General features: G+C 66.8%; 12 protein-coding genes and 3 pseudogenes. 6 read left to right on the top strand and 9 right to left on the bottom strand.

The window, feature by feature from the left end:
* The coding region (gene tnpA, locus ACSVC7_RS18060) for an IS66 family insertion sequence element accessory protein TnpA (protein WP_483508491.1) at positions 1–159 on the bottom strand (159 nt) is incomplete at its 3' end.
* Between the two features lie 15 nt (positions 160–174).
* Here tnpA (ACSVC7_RS18060) and ACSVC7_RS18055 point away from each other — a divergent pair.
* Positions 175–807, top strand: coding sequence for a plasmid pRiA4b ORF-3 family protein (locus tag ACSVC7_RS18055; RefSeq protein WP_448205698.1), 633 nt, complete (start codon positions 175–177; stop codon positions 805–807).
* A 19-nt stretch (positions 808–826) separates the two neighbouring features.
* A pseudogene (locus ACSVC7_RS18050) lies at positions 827–1,224 on the top strand (ISKra4 family transposase); the annotation flags it as partial.
* 35 nt (positions 1,225–1,259) lie between these two features.
* On the opposite strand, the gene ACSVC7_RS18045 reads toward ACSVC7_RS18050, so the two are convergent.
* The 5 genes from ACSVC7_RS18045 to lysA form a co-directional block, all read right to left on the bottom strand.
* Positions 1,260–1,643: a DUF3024 domain-containing protein gene (locus ACSVC7_RS18045; RefSeq protein WP_448205697.1), complete on the bottom strand. Its 384-nt coding sequence runs from the start codon at positions 1,641–1,643 to the stop codon at positions 1,260–1,262.
* Positions 1,640–3,265 carry an IS66 family transposase gene (gene tnpC, locus ACSVC7_RS18040; protein ID WP_448205696.1) on the bottom strand — a complete coding sequence of 542 codons (1,626 nt, stop codon included), beginning with the start codon at positions 3,263–3,265 and terminating at the stop codon, positions 1,640–1,642. The genes ACSVC7_RS18045 and tnpC overlap by 4 nt, the downstream gene beginning before the upstream one ends.
* A gap of 81 nt (positions 3,266–3,346) precedes the next feature.
* Complete coding sequence (gene tnpB / locus ACSVC7_RS18035) at positions 3,347–3,694, bottom strand: IS66 family insertion sequence element accessory protein TnpB (protein ID WP_448205695.1); 348 nt, start codon at positions 3,692–3,694, stop codon at positions 3,347–3,349.
* Positions 3,691–4,083: an IS66-like element accessory protein TnpA gene (gene tnpA, locus ACSVC7_RS18030; RefSeq protein WP_448205694.1), complete on the bottom strand. Its 393-nt coding sequence runs from the start codon at positions 4,081–4,083 to the stop codon at positions 3,691–3,693. The genes tnpB and tnpA (ACSVC7_RS18030) overlap by 4 nt, the downstream gene beginning before the upstream one ends.
* Before the next feature lie 288 nt (positions 4,084–4,371).
* The gene (gene lysA, locus ACSVC7_RS18025; RefSeq protein ID WP_448205693.1) at positions 4,372–5,607 is read right to left on the bottom strand and encodes a diaminopimelate decarboxylase; all 1,236 of its coding nucleotides are present in this window, start codon (positions 5,605–5,607) and stop codon (positions 4,372–4,374) included.
* 95 nt (positions 5,608–5,702) lie between these two features.
* Here lysA and ACSVC7_RS18020 point away from each other — a divergent pair, with 95 nt between their 5' ends.
* The 3 genes and pseudogenes from ACSVC7_RS18020 (at position 5,703) to ACSVC7_RS18010 (ending at position 8,789) form a co-directional block, all read left to right on the top strand.
* Positions 5,703–6,590, top strand: a complete 888-nt coding sequence (locus ACSVC7_RS18020) for a LysR family transcriptional regulator ArgP (protein WP_448205692.1) — start codon at positions 5,703–5,705, stop codon at positions 6,588–6,590.
* A 273-nt stretch (positions 6,591–6,863) separates the two neighbouring features.
* Positions 6,864–7,892, top strand: a pseudogene (locus tag ACSVC7_RS18015) (DUF4158 domain-containing protein); the annotation flags it as partial.
* Between the two features lie 66 nt (positions 7,893–7,958).
* Positions 7,959–8,789, top strand: coding sequence for an IS5 family transposase (locus tag ACSVC7_RS18010; protein ID WP_448205701.1), 831 nt, complete (start codon positions 7,959–7,961; stop codon positions 8,787–8,789).
* A gap of 318 nt (positions 8,790–9,107) precedes the next feature.
* Here the strand turns inward: ACSVC7_RS18010 and ACSVC7_RS18005 are convergent, their stop codons facing one another.
* On the bottom strand, positions 9,108–10,124 hold the full coding sequence (locus tag ACSVC7_RS18005) for an IS110 family RNA-guided transposase (protein ID WP_448205691.1): 1,017 nt from the start codon (positions 10,122–10,124) through the stop codon (positions 9,108–9,110).
* A gap of 172 nt (positions 10,125–10,296) precedes the next feature.
* Between ACSVC7_RS18005 and ACSVC7_RS18000 the strand changes: the two are divergent.
* A pseudogene (locus ACSVC7_RS18000) lies at positions 10,297–10,990 on the top strand (DDE-type integrase/transposase/recombinase); the annotation flags it as partial.
* 159 nt (positions 10,991–11,149) lie between these two features.
* Here ACSVC7_RS18000 and ACSVC7_RS17995 read toward each other — a convergent pair.
* Together ACSVC7_RS17995 and ACSVC7_RS17990 are read right to left on the bottom strand one after the other, a co-directional pair.
* Positions 11,150–13,591 (bottom strand): ABC transporter permease, encoded by a 2,442-nt coding sequence (locus ACSVC7_RS17995; protein ID WP_448205690.1) that lies wholly within the window; start codon positions 13,589–13,591, stop codon positions 11,150–11,152.
* Complete coding sequence (locus ACSVC7_RS17990) at positions 13,588–14,325, bottom strand: ABC transporter ATP-binding protein (RefSeq protein WP_448205689.1); 738 nt, start codon at positions 14,323–14,325, stop codon at positions 13,588–13,590. Before ACSVC7_RS17990 ends, ACSVC7_RS17995 begins: the two co-directional genes overlap by 4 nt.
* Between the last annotated feature and the right edge of the window lie 46 nt (positions 14,326–14,371).

The following is a 14,371-nucleotide window of genomic DNA, read 5'->3' as shown; positions in this document are numbered from 1 at the left end:
CCGACGGTCGCGATCGAGCCGCCAAGCCCACCAGCCGAAGGTCTTGCGCGACAGCCCCTGCGCCGCGCAGTAATCGCTGCGGCTCCGGCCACTCGCCCGCCACGCCTCAACGTGCCCCCGCCAAAACGACTCGGCCGAGCCCGCCACCGTCGATCCCATCCCCGCCTCCCGCTGATGATCGGTTCGCGCGGGAGGCTACTGGCCTTAGCGCCAAGTCGGCCAGATGGGGCGCTCCTGACGGATACGGAACTGCATGGCATCCTCCAGGTCGCGCTGGGCTGGGAGGGCATCCACCTCTACCGCTTTGACATCCGCGCGGTCGGCTATGGGTCGACGGAGTTGGCCCTCGCCCCGCCCCAGGTCGCTCTGGACACCTTCCGGCTCCGGAACGGCGGCAAGCTGCGCTACACCTACGACATGGGCGCCTTCTGGCGCCATGAGATCCGGGTGGAGGACCGGCTCGCCGCGCCGCCCGACGCCGTCTACCCGGTCTGCATCGGCGGCGATCATCCCTGCCCTCCGGAGGATTGCGGCGGGCCGGCGGGTTACCGTGAGCGTCAGGACGACCTGACGGGCTGGGACGCCTGGGAGGACTTGGCGGAGATGACCGACGTGCTCGCCGCCGTCGTCCGCGACCGGACCACCGCGGTGCTGGACGATCCCGACATCCGCGACCGCTTCGAGCGGGCCGTCGCGCGGACGCGGGAGCGCGAACGTTTCCGGCCCAAGGAGTTCAGCCGAATCCAGGTCAATGACCGCTTCCGCGCCGAGGAGCACAAGCGGCTGATGCACCAGCAGATCTGGTGAGCCAGCGGCGGAGACGAGGATGCGGGTCAGGGTACGGCTGCAGATCGAGGATGACAACGGGACCGTGGTCGCCGACGATGCGATCCTTGAGCTGGCCAAGCCGGGCGACCGGGTGGAAGACCTCGGGCTATCCCTGGAGGAGGCCAAGCGGATGCCCTCGGGGAGGAGCGCTTCTCGCTCGTCGACGGATGCCCGGCCGATTGGCGGGAGTTGCCGGACCCGGAGGGGCCGATCGTCGTCGGCTTGGATGGCGGCTACGTGCGCAGCTGGAACGACAAAACGACCAGCTTCGAGGTGATCGCCGGCAAGGCGGTGCCGGAGGAGCGGGCCAACCGGTTCTTCGGCTTCGTGCAGACGCACGACGAAAAGCCGCGGCGGCGCCTGCACGAGGTGCTGCGCGGTCAGGGATTCCAGATGATCGTATTCATCCGGTGAGCGCCGCGGGGATGGCGCTATAAGGGATGCAGAGTCCCGTCGGTTTCCAGAATTTTCAAGGCTTCAGCCAGCGACACGTCGCGGTAGAGGCAGTGCCACGTTCCGGTATGGCGGAACCATTGGATATCGAAGCGATCCCGGCCTTTCCAGTCGAGGCGGGCGAACGGGCTGTCAAACTCTTCGCCAAGGTTCTCCGGAAAACCGGATCGGTACCGTTGAAGGAACCGGTAGCGGTTTCCATGCCATTTGCCAAAGATGTCGATGGGGTAGTTGAACTCGGTCGGACGGATGCCCGGCAGGAAACGGGGTGTCAGCACCTCGTCGATGAAGCTCTGGCACGCCGCGATGATGGCCGCCTTTTCGGTCTCCGATGGTCCGGCGGGGCGACGCGGAGCTTTCATGCCGCATCCTCCTCCAGGTCCGCCGCCCGGCGCCAGTTCCACGGCAGGAGTTCATGGAGGCGGTGCTGCGGCAGGTCGGCGATGCGGGCCAGGACGTCGGCCAGCCATGCCTGGGGATCGACATCGTTCAGCTTGCAGGTCGTGATCAGGCCATACATGAAGGCGGCGCGCCGGCCCCCGCGATCCGAACCGGCGAACATCCAGGACCGTCGGCCCAGAGCGACGCCGCGCAACGCCCGCTCCGCCGCATTGTTCGTGAAGCAAATACGGCCGTCGGACAGGAAGCGGGTGAAGCCCTCCCACCGCGTCAGCAGGTAGTCCATCGCCTTGGCCACGGGGGCATGCTTGGACATCGTTGCCCGGTGCGTGCGCAGCCAGCCTTCCAGTTCGTCAACCAAGGGCTTGAACAGTTCGGTGCGGACCGCCAGGCGATGGGCGGCCGAGCGCCCGGCGATCTCCCGCTCAATGTCGAACAGCCGGTCGATCCGCCTCACCGCTTCCAACGCCAGGGGCGAGATCGGCGTGGCGGTCGTGCCGCGCTTGGCCGTCGTGGCGATGTCGGCCAACTCGAAGAATTTGCGCCGCGCATGGCTCCAGCACAGGCAGTCGTGGACGGGGCTGGGCCGTCGCTCCGCCTCGTACAGGCGGTTGTACCCGGCATAGGCGTCGGCCTGGAGCAGGCCCGTCCAACCGGCCAGGTGCGCCTTGGGATGCTCGCCGCCGCGGTCGCGCGAGTAGTGGAACAGCGCGGCCGGTGGCGCCCCGCCCCCGAAAGGCCGATCATCGCGGACATACACCCACAACCGGCCGGTGTCGGTCTTGCCCTTGGCCAACACGGGCACGGTCGTGTCGTCTCCGTGCAGCCGCTCGGCTGCCAGAACGTGGGCTTCCAGCGCATCGTGCAATGGCTTCAGCACCGCGACGGCGGTGCCGACCTGGTCGGCCAAGGTGGACAGGCTGAGCGGAACCCGCTCGCGGGCGAAGCGCTCGGCCTGCCGGTTCAGCGGCTGATGCTGCCCGAACTTCTCGAACAGAATCATCGCCGGCAGGCTGGGGCCGGCCCAGCCGCGCGGGGTGACGTGGAACGGCGCCGGCGGCTGGGTGATCGTCTCGCAGGCCCGGCAGGCGACCTTCTCGCGCACCGTCTGGATCACCTTCCACTGGCGCGGGATGCTCTCCAGCGTCTCGGTGATCGTCTCGCCCAGCTTGCACAGCTTGTCCGAGCCGCAGCACGGGCACACCGCTGGCGCCGGTACGACGACGCGCTCGCGCGGCAGGTGCGCCGGGAACGGCTTGCGCACCGGCTTTTTGCGGGTGATCCCGGGTTTGCCGGTCGCCTTGGCCGCCGTTTCCGCCGCCAGTTCGTCTTCGCTGGCGTCGGCCTCCTCCTCCTCCAGCTGGAATTCCAGCTGGTCGAGCAGCCGAGCGGTCCGCTCGGAACGCTGACCGTACAGGTCGCGCTGGAGCTTCTCGATCCGCAGCTTGAGGGTGGCGATCAGGGCTTGGTCGCCGGAGCGCTCGGCCCGGACCTGGGCGGCTTCCGCCTCCGCCGCGCAGGCCCGCGCCCGCGCTTCGACGAGCGCGGCGCGCAAGGCATCGACGGTGTCGGGCAGGGCGTCCATGGGGCGGGATTTTACCGCAAACCCCGCCGAACCCCTCGCGTTTCCGCCGCGTGGCGGCGGGTTGATTCACTGTGCCGCAGCCTATCCCGCCGCGCGTGGCCGCCAAGTCTGCTGCGGATTTCTCCAATCGATGGCGTCGAGAAGATAAGCGAGCTGAGAGGCGGAGATGGCGATGGCGCCATCGGCCGGGCTGGGCCAGATGAATCGCCCCCGCTCCAACCTCTTCACGTACAAAGACATGCCGAGCCCGTCATGCCACAAACATTTGATCAAATCGCCGCGGCGCCCACGGAACACGTAAAGATCGCCGGCGTGGGGATCGCGGCCGAGGCTTTCCTGGACCTTGAGCGCCAGCGAGTTCATCCCGCAGCGCATGTCCGTCACCCCGCCGGCCAGCCAGACCCGAACGCCCGAGGGGACCGGGATCATGCCGGCCGTCCCGACAGCGCGGCGATCACCGTGGCGACCAGAGCCGGATCGACCGGGCCGGTGAGGCGCAGACGTGCGGTCGCGAACTCGATCTCGATGGCGCCGGCCGGCGGTGCCGAGGTCACCGGGGGTGGATCGACCACGTCCTCCGGCGTTGCTTCGTCGGTCGTGACGGTGATCGGCAGGAAGGCCGGCAGCCGCGGCCGCTCACCAAAGAACTGGCGCCGCCAGCGGTACAGCAGGCTGACATCCACGCCACGCTGCCGGGCGACCGCCGTCGCCTTGACACCCGGCTGGAACGCCTCTTCGACCAGTTGCAATTTCTCCTGGTCGGTGAACTGCCGCCGCTGCTCCTGACCCGTGATCACCTCGACACGTTGGATAGCCATAGGGACTGCCATAGGGATAGCCATAAGGACAGCCCCAATGATTCAGCTTCCAAACTCCCTCACAAGGCGGCGCCCGCCGGAGGGATACGCCAGAAACGAAGGTTGGTGATCTATGCCGGGAACTCGGCATTACACGGCAGACCCTGTATAGGCATATTTCCCCGAAAGGGAAATTGCGCCCGGATGGCGAAAAATTGTTATCGCGACCATGATTTTGCATGCATGCATACAAATGGGATTTTGAGATATGAGTAACAAATTTTTGACTACAGGCCAATACCCCGCGTTTCAACAGTTTTCCAATGCCAGCAATTCGGCTACCGTCTGACGACGGCGAATGAGTCTGACTTCACCGCCATCAACCAGCACTTCCGGGGTCAGCGGGCGGGTATTGTAGTTCGACGACATCGATGCACCGTAGGCGCCGGCATCATGGAAAACCAGCCAGTCGCCGATTTCCGCCGTCGGCAAGGTGCGTGGAATGACCGTTCCGCCTTCTTCCTGCGTGAACACGTCACCCGATTCGCACAGTGGTCCGGCAACGACGGTCGGGCGCTGATCGGTCGTGCGGGCTGCGCCGTCGGGCTTCAGCACGCTGATTTCGTGATGGCTGCCATACATGGCCGGGCGCATCAGGTCGTTGAAACCGGCGTCGCACAATACGAAGTGATTGCTGCCAGCGTCCTTCTTGGCGCGCACCTCAGCGATCAGCTTGGCGGATTCGGCAACGAGGAAGCGGCCCGGTTCGATTTCCAGCGTCACCGGGTGGCCGAGGTGCGCTTCGACTTCACAACGGGCCTTGTCCCACAGGCTGAAGTAGTGCGCGGTATCGATGCGCTCGCCATCGACGGTGTACGGAATCGACAGGCCGCCGCCGGCCGAAATCGCCTGCAGGTCGTGGCCGCTGGCCTTCACCTGGGCGACCATCGCGTCGCAGACTTCGGCGAGATGGCTGTAATCGACCCCCGAGCCGATGTGCATGTGCAGGCCTACCAGATTGAGGCCATAGCGCTCGATCAGTGCGTAGGCTTCATCCAGTTGCTCATGCCAGATGCCGTGCTTGCTGGTTTCGCCGCCGGTATTGGTTTTCTGGCTGTGGCCGTGACCGAAGCCCGGGTTGATGCGCAGCCATACCGGATGGCCGGGACTGGCCTGGCCGAGCTGTTCCAGCATCTGCGGGCTGCCGGCGTTCACCGGCACTTTCAGTTCGACCACGCGCGCCAGGGTGGCGCGATCAAGCAGGTCGGCGGTAAACACGATATCGCTGTGCACGCCACCAACAGAAAAACCGGCAGCAAGAGCGCGCTCGATTTCGCCCAGCGAAACGGAATCCACCTTCACACCCTGTTCGCGCATCAGACGCAGGATGTGCGTGTTCGAGCAGGCCTTCTGCGCAAAGCGGATCACGTCGAACTGGCGCAGCTGGCCGATGCGTTCGCGGATGATGGCAGCGTCGTAAATCCAGCACGGCGTGCCGTATTCGCGGGCGATCTGTACCAGTTGCGGTCCATTGACGGGCTTCATGCTCATTTCCTCACGGTTTCTTGTCATGATGCTATTCAATCAACCCCCCGCGCCGTGGTAAAACGATCTTTTCTAATTGGCATGCAGGCTGGCTAATGCTCGATTACAAATTGCTCGAAGCGCTGGATGCCGTTGCGGCCTCCGGCAGTTTCGAAGGCGCGGCGCAGCGCCTGCACCTGACCCAGTCGGCAATCTCGCAGCGCATCCGCCAGCTGGAAGAGCGCAGCGGAACGGTGCTGCTGGTGCGCGATACACCGGTGCGCGCCACAGCGGCAGGGCAGAAACTGCTGGCGCATGTGCGGCAGGTACGGCTGCTAGAAGCCGAACTGCAGGAAACGCTGGAGACGGCTGCCTCCGACTGGCTGACGCTGCGCATTGGCGTGAACGCGGACAGTCTGGCGCTGGGTCTTATCGCCGCGATCACCCCCAGCCTGCAGGCGGCGCGGATTCTGCTCGATTGTGTGGTGGCGGACGAGGCTCAAACGCTCGACCAGTTGCGCTCCGGTGAGGTACTCGGATGTATTGGCACACAGCCCCAGCAGATAGCCGGTTGTGGCGTTATACCCCTTGGTGTAATGCAGTATGTGCTGGTGGCTACACCGGAATTTGTCGCCCGCTGTTTTCCTGCCGGGCTGGGCGCCGATGCATTGGCCGATGCGCCCGCCGCCGTTTACGGCCAGCAGGACAGCATTCATCGTCGCTGGCTGCGCGAGGCCTGGGGCTTGCAGCAGGGCGATTATCCCTGTCATGTCATTCCGGATTCGACCGCGCTCTTTGGCGCCGTGCGCGCCGGACTGGCGTACGGTCTGGTACCCCTGCCGCAGGCAAAAGACGCGCTTGAGCGAGGCGTATTGTGCGAGCTGACCGCAGGCGAGCCGATTAGCATGCCGCTGTTCTGGCACCACTGGAGCCGCCAGACGGGCTCCGCCCGCGTGCTGGCCGATGCGGTGGCGCTTTTTGCAGGCAAGCTCACCGAGCGATGAATAGACGGAATGAATAGACGGAATCAATCGAAAGTCGACACTACGTGGCAAACCCTGTGTCAACACGTATCGCCGAAAGGCGAGCCCGTCCAAATGACTCGAAGCTGCTTTCACCTCTGCAATCTGAGTGCAACGGACTCCTGACATTCCGTGCAGTCGCCTTCTGAAAATGACAGCCGGGCCGGGCCGCCACGCAGCCGTCCACAAAATACGTCCCGTTAATCCTTCCTGTCCACAGTCGCCGCCGACGTTTTTTGGACAGGGGAAGACCACGTGGCTCGACGCCCGTTGCTGACACAGGAGGAGCGCCGTCAGCTGTTCGGCGTTCCCACGGATCCGGACGCCCTGGTGCGCCATTACACCTTGACCCGGGCGGACCTCGACCTCGTGGCCATTCGGCGCAGCAATCCCAACCGCCTTGGCTTTGCCGTCCAGCTGGCGCTGCTCCGCCACCCCGGCTTGCCGCTGGCGCACATCGGCGAGCCGATCGACGTCTTCGTTGCCTGGATGGCGGCCCGGCTCGATCTGTCGGCAACCGCCTTTGCCGAATACGCCAGCCGACCGCAGACCATGACCGACCACGCCCGCGATGCCGCCGCGGCGCTCGGCCTGCGTCCGCCGGTCACGACCGACCTGCCGCTCCTGATCGAGGCTGCGGCGCAGGAGGCCTGGGCCACCGACCAGGGATTGCCGATCGTGGCGGGCGTCGTCGCGGCGCTGCGAGCGGCAAAGATCATTCTACCGATGCCGGCGGTGATCGAGCGGGCGGCCATCGCGGGACGCGCCCGCGCCCGCAAGCGGGCGGCTGACGCGTTGCTGACCGGCTTGAGCGACCAGCAACTCGCCGCCCTCGACAAATTGCTGGTGGTTGACCCCGCGACCGGGCTCACCCCGCTCGCCTGGGTGAAAACCATTCCAACGGCGCCGAAGGCGGACAATGTGCGGGATGTGATCGACAAGCTCCGTTTCGTCCGCCGCATGGGACTGGGTGCCGAGGCGCAGGCGCGCGTCGATGAAAACCGGTTCCGCCAGCTTGCCCGCGAGGGCATGGCCTCGCCCACCTGGTTGATCGACCACTATGCGCCGCACCGGCGGCGCGCGACCTTGGTGGCCCTGCTGCTCGATTTGGAGGTTCGGCTCACCGACGCCGTGCTCGATCTGGCCGACAAGCTGATCGGCGGTGCGTTCACGCGCGCGAAGAACAGTAAGGAGAAAACCTGCATCGCGAAGACGAAGGACGTCGGCCGGCTGATGCGCCTGTTCCACCGGACCATCGAGGCGCTTGGTCAAGCCCAGAACAGCGTGTTGCAGCGAGGCGCTGGCGGCGATAGAGAGGGGCCGCCGTTCCGCTGCTCCGATGGTTTCCTGATGCCGCACAAGGCCAATGCCGCCCGCCGCCATCATATCCCGCGACCGAAGCGGCGCGTGACCAACCCGGCGGAATACGATGCAGCGTTGCGGCGGCGGGGCAGCCTGACCGTCTGGTTCACCGACGCGGCGATCGCGGCGTGGAGGGCGGTACCGCGGAGCACGCCGGGCGGTCAGGCCAGCTATTCGGATCTCGCGATCACGACGGCGCTGATGCTGCGCGCGGTGTTCCGGTTGGCGCTGCGCCAAACCGAGGGGCTGATCGGCTCGATCCTGCATCTGCTCGGCCTCGACCTGCCGGTACCTGACCACACCACGCTCGGACGACGCGCCCGGACCGTGGTCCTGCCGGCGCGACGCCCGACCGGCGGCGCGATCCACCTGTTGGTGGACAGCACCGGGCTGAAGTTGTGCGGCCCCGGCGAATGGCTGATCGAAAAGCACGGCACGAAGAAGCGGCGATCCTGGCGGAAGTTGCACATCGGCATGGATGTGGCAAGCGGCCGGATTGTTGCCGCGGCTCTGACCGACCGGGCGGTCGATGACGCCGCACAGGTCGGGCCGCTGCTGGATCAGGTGGCTGACCCGATCGCCGCCTTCCTGGGCGACGGCGCCTACGACTGTTTGGGCGTTTACGCCGACATGCAGGCGCGCCATCCGGAGGCTGCAGTCGTGGTGCCGCCGCGCGTCGGCGCCGTGCTCAGCGACACCGCCGAAACCGCGCCGACGCAGCGCGACCGGCACCTTCAGCGGATCGCCGAAACTGGGCGGCTGAATTGGCAGAGCTATGCGGGAAACTGGGTGACGGTCTGGTCAGGCGGCGTTCTGTGACGCGGCTTCGGTGACCTCGATGCCGTTTCGAAATGTGACGCCCAGGATCATGTGTGGACGGCCCTCTCGGCGCAAGAGAAGAGTTCGTGTTGACGGTTGGTCGGGTGCATCCATGTGTCCGGCCTGTCGTCGCGACCTCTGGTCGCTGGCCTTGATGAAGTCCGCGGATCAACGCCCAAATCACCTCAGCGCGCTCCCAGGCGCTTGGTCCCCGTGGGTTTGGTCGATCCCCGGTCTGACCGGTTCGTCATCACGTCTCACCACCCTTACGCCATCCGTCTCGGCAGGGCCTTGGTCCGCTGCCGAGCCGAACCTCGACTATGCGGTGGTGGGTGCCGCGTAGATCCCGCCGCGCGTCAGCACCGCCCAGGCGATGCGCGCGGTCTTGTTGGCCAGGGCGACGGCGGCGAGTTTGGCCGGCTTGCGCTCCAGCAGCTTCGCCGCCCAGCAGCGAGCCGCGTTGTCCTGGCGGGCCAGCCGCATGACCGCCGTGGCGCCCACGACCAGCAGGCGGCGAATGTAGCCGTCGCCTTGCTTGCTGATCCCCGTCTGCCGGTCCTTCCCGCCGCTGCTGTTGGCTTTCGGCGTCAGGCCGAGCCATGCGGCGAACTGCCGACCGGATCGGAACAGCGTCCCATCCGGCACCGCCGCGGCGATCGCACTGGCGGTGATCGGCTCAATGCCGGGTATCGTCGCCAAACGGCGGCTGAGGTCGCTGGCGCGATGCCACTCCAGAATACGCGCTTCAAGCCGGTCGATCTCCTCGCCGAGCAGGCGGAGCTGATCGACGAGGCCGTGCAGCGCCCGTCGCGCCAGTTCCGGCAGACGATCCTGCGCCTCGTGCAAAGCCTTGATCGCGGCCTTCGTCCCACTTGGGCCTTTGGCCGCGATGATGCCGAATTCCGCGAGGTGACCGCGCAAGGCGTTGATCAGCATCGTCCGCTGCCGGACCAGCAGGTCACGCGTCTTGTGCAGCATCAAGGCGGCCTGCTGATCGATGGCCTTGACCGCCACGAAGCGCATCGTCGGCCGGGTCACCGCCTGGCAGATCGCCTCGGCATCCGCCGCGTCGGTCTTTCCCCGTTTCACGTACGGTTTGACGTAGGCGGGTGGCATCAACTTCACCGTATGACCCAGTGCCGCAATTTCCCGCGCCCGGTGGTGCGCCGTGCCACACGCCTCCATCCCCACCAGGCACGTCGGCAGGCCTTGAAAGAACTTCAGCACCTCGCCCCGTCGTAACTGCCGCCGGACCAGAACCTTCCCGTCGCCGTCGATGCCATGAACCTGGAAAACATTCTTCGCCAGATCCAGACCGATTGTCGTCACGCCCATGGTCGGCTCCTATGAGGTGGTTTCTTCGACGGTCAACGCTGCTCACCGGCATTTGGTGAAAGGGCCGTCCACCACATCATCTCAGTCCATGCGGGTCCAGCATGTTGCGCAAGCGGTGAAGGGCTGGACCACGGCGGAGTCGGCCGCCGCTGAACGGACAGCGCCGCTGGCCGACGCCGTCTCCCGCATTCTGAAGGCCGAGGGCCTGGGGCGCCTGCCCGACCGCCACGCCCAAGAAGGGCACCAAAAGGTTCAAAGAGTACGACCTCGGCTTCCTGCACATCGACATCAAGCACCTGCCGAAGCTACACGTGATCGGCTCCGGGGCCCGCAAACGCTATCTCTACGTTGCCATCGACCGCGCCTCGCGCATGGTCCACCTAGCGGTCAAGGACGAGGAAACCGAAACCTGCGCCACCGCCTTCCTCAGAGAGGCCGTGGCCACCTTTCCCTTGCGCATCACCCACGTGCTGACCGACCGCGGCAGTTGCTTCACCGCCGACGGCTTCGAGGCCGCCTGCCGCGCCCTGGGCGTGCAGCACCGCACGACCAAGCCCTACACGCCGCAGACCAACGGCATGGTCGAACGCTTCAACGGCCGCATCGGACGGGAGGTGCTGATCATGTGCATCGGCACGCACAACGCCCTTGGGCGCCTGCTGCGCGGCTACAAGCTTGCCTACAACGCCCGCCGGCAACGCGTCCTCAAGGGCTACTCACCCGATGAGGTCGTCCGCGAGCGCCTGAAGGCGAAACCCGAGCTGGCCAACTCCGCCTACCGACCTCCCAGTCCGCGCGACCTGACCAAAACCAAGGTTGCCGCTCAGCTCAGGATGTATGCCGCCAAGGACGTATCGCATCCGGACATGCCCGACGGCGTCCTGCCTTGGCATCACCGCCCATGCAGGATTCGCACCAGGCCGAGCAAATCGATGCTGTGGGCTGCGTAGAGCAGCGATCCGAAAAGGATGAAAGCGATCACGGCGGTTCGAAGTCCTTTGCTCATGGTACAGGCTCCTATCGTGTCAGGCGTAAGCGAGGGTTTCGCGGATGGTGAGCTTGGCGGCGTGGCGGGCGGGCACGAGACTTGCCAACACCGCGCCGAACAGGACGATGCCGAGCCACAGCTCCAACGCCGGCATCGACAGCGTGAGGGGAAGCGGCAAGCCGAAGGACAGCGTGCCGACCAGACGGCCGATGCCGGCGGCCAGCGGCAGCGCCAGCAGCAGGGCGGGAACGACGCTGATCAGTCCGATGACGACGCCTTCGGCGATGACGTTGCGGACGATGACCGGCGTGGTGCCGCCGATGGCGCGCATGACGCCCAGTTCGCGGGTGCGCTCGGCGACGCTGCTGCCCTGTGCCGAGGCGAGGCCGAGGAGCCCGACCACGGCCATCAGCACCGCCATGATGACCAGCAGAACGACCAGCACCTTGACGTGATCGCCGACCGCCCGGTCGAACTGGGCTTCCGACAGGGAGCGCAGAACGCGGATCCCGGCTTCCCCAAGCCGCGCCTCGACGGTGTTGGCGATGCCGTCCACCGCGGCGGCCTCATGCCGATCCGTCACGAGGCGCATGGCATCGGTGCGGCCCTGGGTGCCGGTTGCCGCTTGATAGGCCGAAGCAGGCGCATAAACGGCGGGCGGTGTCACGATCTGGCGGACCACCCCGGCGATCCGGTAGGAGGCGGTGCGGCCCTCGACCGTCAGAGCGATCGTGTCGCCGGCTTTCGGGTGGCCGAGCAGGATTTGTGCGCTCTGGTTGATGAGGATGGCGCCATCGTCGCCCGCCGCCGCCCATGCGTCATTTGGCACTCCGCCGTCCAGCAGGACGAGGTGAGACAGCCGATCCGCCGCCGGCAGAGAGCGGAATTCGAGGTTGGCGTGCCCGCCGTCCGGGTAGGTCCGGACGACGGTCAGCCCGTCCGCGCGGGCCGGGGCGGCGGCCGTGACGCTCCAGGGTTCCACCGTTACGACGCCGGGCACCTCTGCGGCCATGGCCAGCAGGTCTGCCGTCGGCACCGGCCGGTCGATCCGCAGTTCCAAGTCATAGTCGCGGTCTTGGGCGGAGGCGGCGATGTACGCGTCCCAGGCCTTCTGGACGTTGGCGCTCGCCAGGAACATGCCGCCGGCGGCGCTCAGCAGCAGCAGGGTCAGCGCCAGCCGGCCACGGCGGCGGAAGGCGTTGCGGATCGCCAAAAGCAGCGTGCGGTCAATCCCGGACAGCCAAGTGCCGGACAGTCTGGTCAAAGCGCCGATGATCCGGTCGGCCGTCCCTGTGCCACGCGCGATCCCTTGATCGGACAGGGCTTCCCGCACGGTGATCCGCGCGGCCTTGCCGACGGGCACAAAGGCGAAGGCGACCGGGATGAGGATGCCGCAGGCGCCCACGGCCAGGATCAGCCAGACCGGGACTTCGGCGCTGGCAATGTTGAAGTTGAGAAGCGCCGCGACCACCCCGGCGATGCGACCGCCGCTGTACAGGCCGAGCGGCAGGCCGACGGCAACGGCGACAACGGCCATCGCCAGGATGGCGGTCAGGTAAAGCCCGGCGACCTGTCCGGTGCGTGCGCCGATGGCCTTCATCACCGCGATCTGCCGCACCTGCTGTGCCAGCAGCCCGTCGATCATCGACGCGGTCAGGCTGGCCGCAAGGGCTTGGGCGAGCAGGGCGAAAATCAGGAACATCGCCAGTACGGCGGTCATCTGCGTCTGGTGCGGGTGACGGCCGGTGGGCGGAATCCGGATCTGGTGGATGGTGAGGCCCTGCGCGCGGAGGGTCCGCGCCAGAGCCGTGGCCGCCGCGTCCACCCGTGTCTGGTCGGAGGCGTCCCTCACCACGACCTTCAGCGTGTCGGGCGTTGGTGGCCCGCCAAGCGCGGCCAGCGTGTCCGGCGTCAGATAGCCGTAGGCGGTCTGCTCCTGCCAAGCCGGGGCGAGGCTCGGATCATGCACCGTGCCGGACACGGTGACCGCTTGCTTGGAACCGGTGGGCGTCTGCACGGTGACCGATCCGCCGACCGTGGCGCCCAGAAAGGTCAGGGCTTCACGCTCCAGCAGGATCGTTCCCGGCGGGGGCGGCCAAGCGCCGTGCTGGGGAAAGACCGTGTTGACCGACAGCGTTTCGAAGTCGGGAATGACGAACAGCAGAAGGCGCACCCATTCGTCGGGTCCGCGCGCGGCACGGGCGGTCACGATGGCGGTGGCCTCCGCCGCCGCGACGACCGGATCGCGCCGCACCGCCTCGACCAGCGCGGGATCGACGCTGCCCAGGTCGATCAGGGCCGACGCCGGGTTCGTGGCGGCGTAGTTGCGCGTCATCTCGCGCAGCAGGATGCTGCCGGCGGCGGCGATCGCCGTGACGGCATAGACGCCGATCGCGATGGCCGCGATGGCCATCAGGATTCGGCCCTGCACGGCGTCGGCATCGCGGAGCAGCTTGCGCCAGCGGGGAGCGATCCTCATGCCGCCGCTCCCGCGCGATCGCCCTTTACAACCCGTCCGTCGCTCAGCTCGACGACGCGGGTGAAATGGCGGGTGCGGTCCCGTTCGTGAGTGACCATAACGATGGCCCGGCCTTCCGCCGCCAAGCCGGCGAACAGCTCCATCACCGCCTCGGCGGTCCGGCTGTCGAGATTGCCGGTCGGCTCGTCAGCGACGAGGATGGGCGGGTCGTTGGCGAGCGCGCGGGCGATGGCGGCGCGCTGCTGCTGGCCTCCGGACAGGTCGGCCGGCAACTTGTCCGCCTGCGCGTCAATGCCGAGCCTGCCGAGCAGCATCATCGCCCGCTCGCGCCGTTGGGCCGGCGGGAACGTTCCGCAAAAGTCCATCGGCAGCATGACGTTTTCGGCGATGGTCAGGGTCGGCAGCAGTTGGAAGAACTGGAACACCACGCCGACGCTGCGTCCGCGCCAGACCGCCAACTGCTCCTGGTCGAGATCCTGGATCTCCTTTCCGGCGGCCCGGATGACGCCGGAGGTCGGCGCGTCGATCCCGGTCATCACGTTGATCAGGGTCGATTTTCCGCTGCCAGACGCACCGACGATGGCCAGGAACTCCCCGGCGGCGACATCGAGATCGACATTCCGGAGCGCCGGAAACGGCCCGGCGGGTGTCGCGTAGTGTTTCGAAACGCCACGCAATGAGATCGGCTGGTCGGAAACAGGGCGCACGGGGGCGTCATGCGGCTGGAAGCGCATCGGTGTTGTCCTGTCGCTGTGAAAGGCGAGGCGTCGGTCGGAGGGC

The sequence above is a fragment of the Azospirillum mesophilum genome, from assembly GCF_053470405.2.
Note: the sequence above shows the minus strand (reverse complement) of the source record. Positions and strands in the feature narration are given on the sequence as shown.

What these genes read in the sequence shown, in the direction of transcription:
- ACSVC7_RS18055 (WP_448205698.1), top strand. Translation starts at nt 175, where the DNA reads ATGATCGGTTCGCGCGGGAGGCTACTGGCCTTAGCGCCAAGTCGGCCA.
- ACSVC7_RS18045 (WP_448205697.1), bottom strand. Translation starts at nt 1,643, where the DNA reads ATGAAAGCTCCGCGTCGCCCCGCCGGACCATCGGAGACCGAAAAGGCG.
- tnpC (WP_448205696.1), bottom strand. Translation starts at nt 3,265, where the DNA reads ATGGACGCCCTGCCCGACACCGTCGATGCCTTGCGCGCCGCGCTCGTC.
- tnpB (WP_448205695.1), bottom strand. Translation starts at nt 3,694, where the DNA reads ATGATCCCGGTCCCCTCGGGCGTTCGGGTCTGGCTGGCCGGCGGGGTG.
- tnpA (WP_448205694.1), bottom strand. Translation starts at nt 4,083, where the DNA reads ATGGCTATCCAACGTGTCGAGGTGATCACGGGTCAGGAGCAGCGGCGG.
- lysA (WP_448205693.1), bottom strand. Translation starts at nt 5,607, where the DNA reads ATGAAGCCCGTCAATGGACCGCAACTGGTACAGATCGCCCGCGAATAC.
- ACSVC7_RS18020 (WP_448205692.1), top strand. Translation starts at nt 5,703, where the DNA reads ATGCTCGATTACAAATTGCTCGAAGCGCTGGATGCCGTTGCGGCCTCC.
- ACSVC7_RS18010 (WP_448205701.1), top strand. Translation starts at nt 7,959, where the DNA reads ATGCCGCACAAGGCCAATGCCGCCCGCCGCCATCATATCCCGCGACCG.
- ACSVC7_RS18005 (WP_448205691.1), bottom strand. Translation starts at nt 10,124, where the DNA reads ATGGGCGTGACGACAATCGGTCTGGATCTGGCGAAGAATGTTTTCCAG.
- ACSVC7_RS17995 (WP_448205690.1), bottom strand. Translation starts at nt 13,591, where the DNA reads ATGAGGATCGCTCCCCGCTGGCGCAAGCTGCTCCGCGATGCCGACGCC.
- ACSVC7_RS17990 (WP_448205689.1), bottom strand. Translation starts at nt 14,325, where the DNA reads ATGCGCTTCCAGCCGCATGACGCCCCCGTGCGCCCTGTTTCCGACCAG.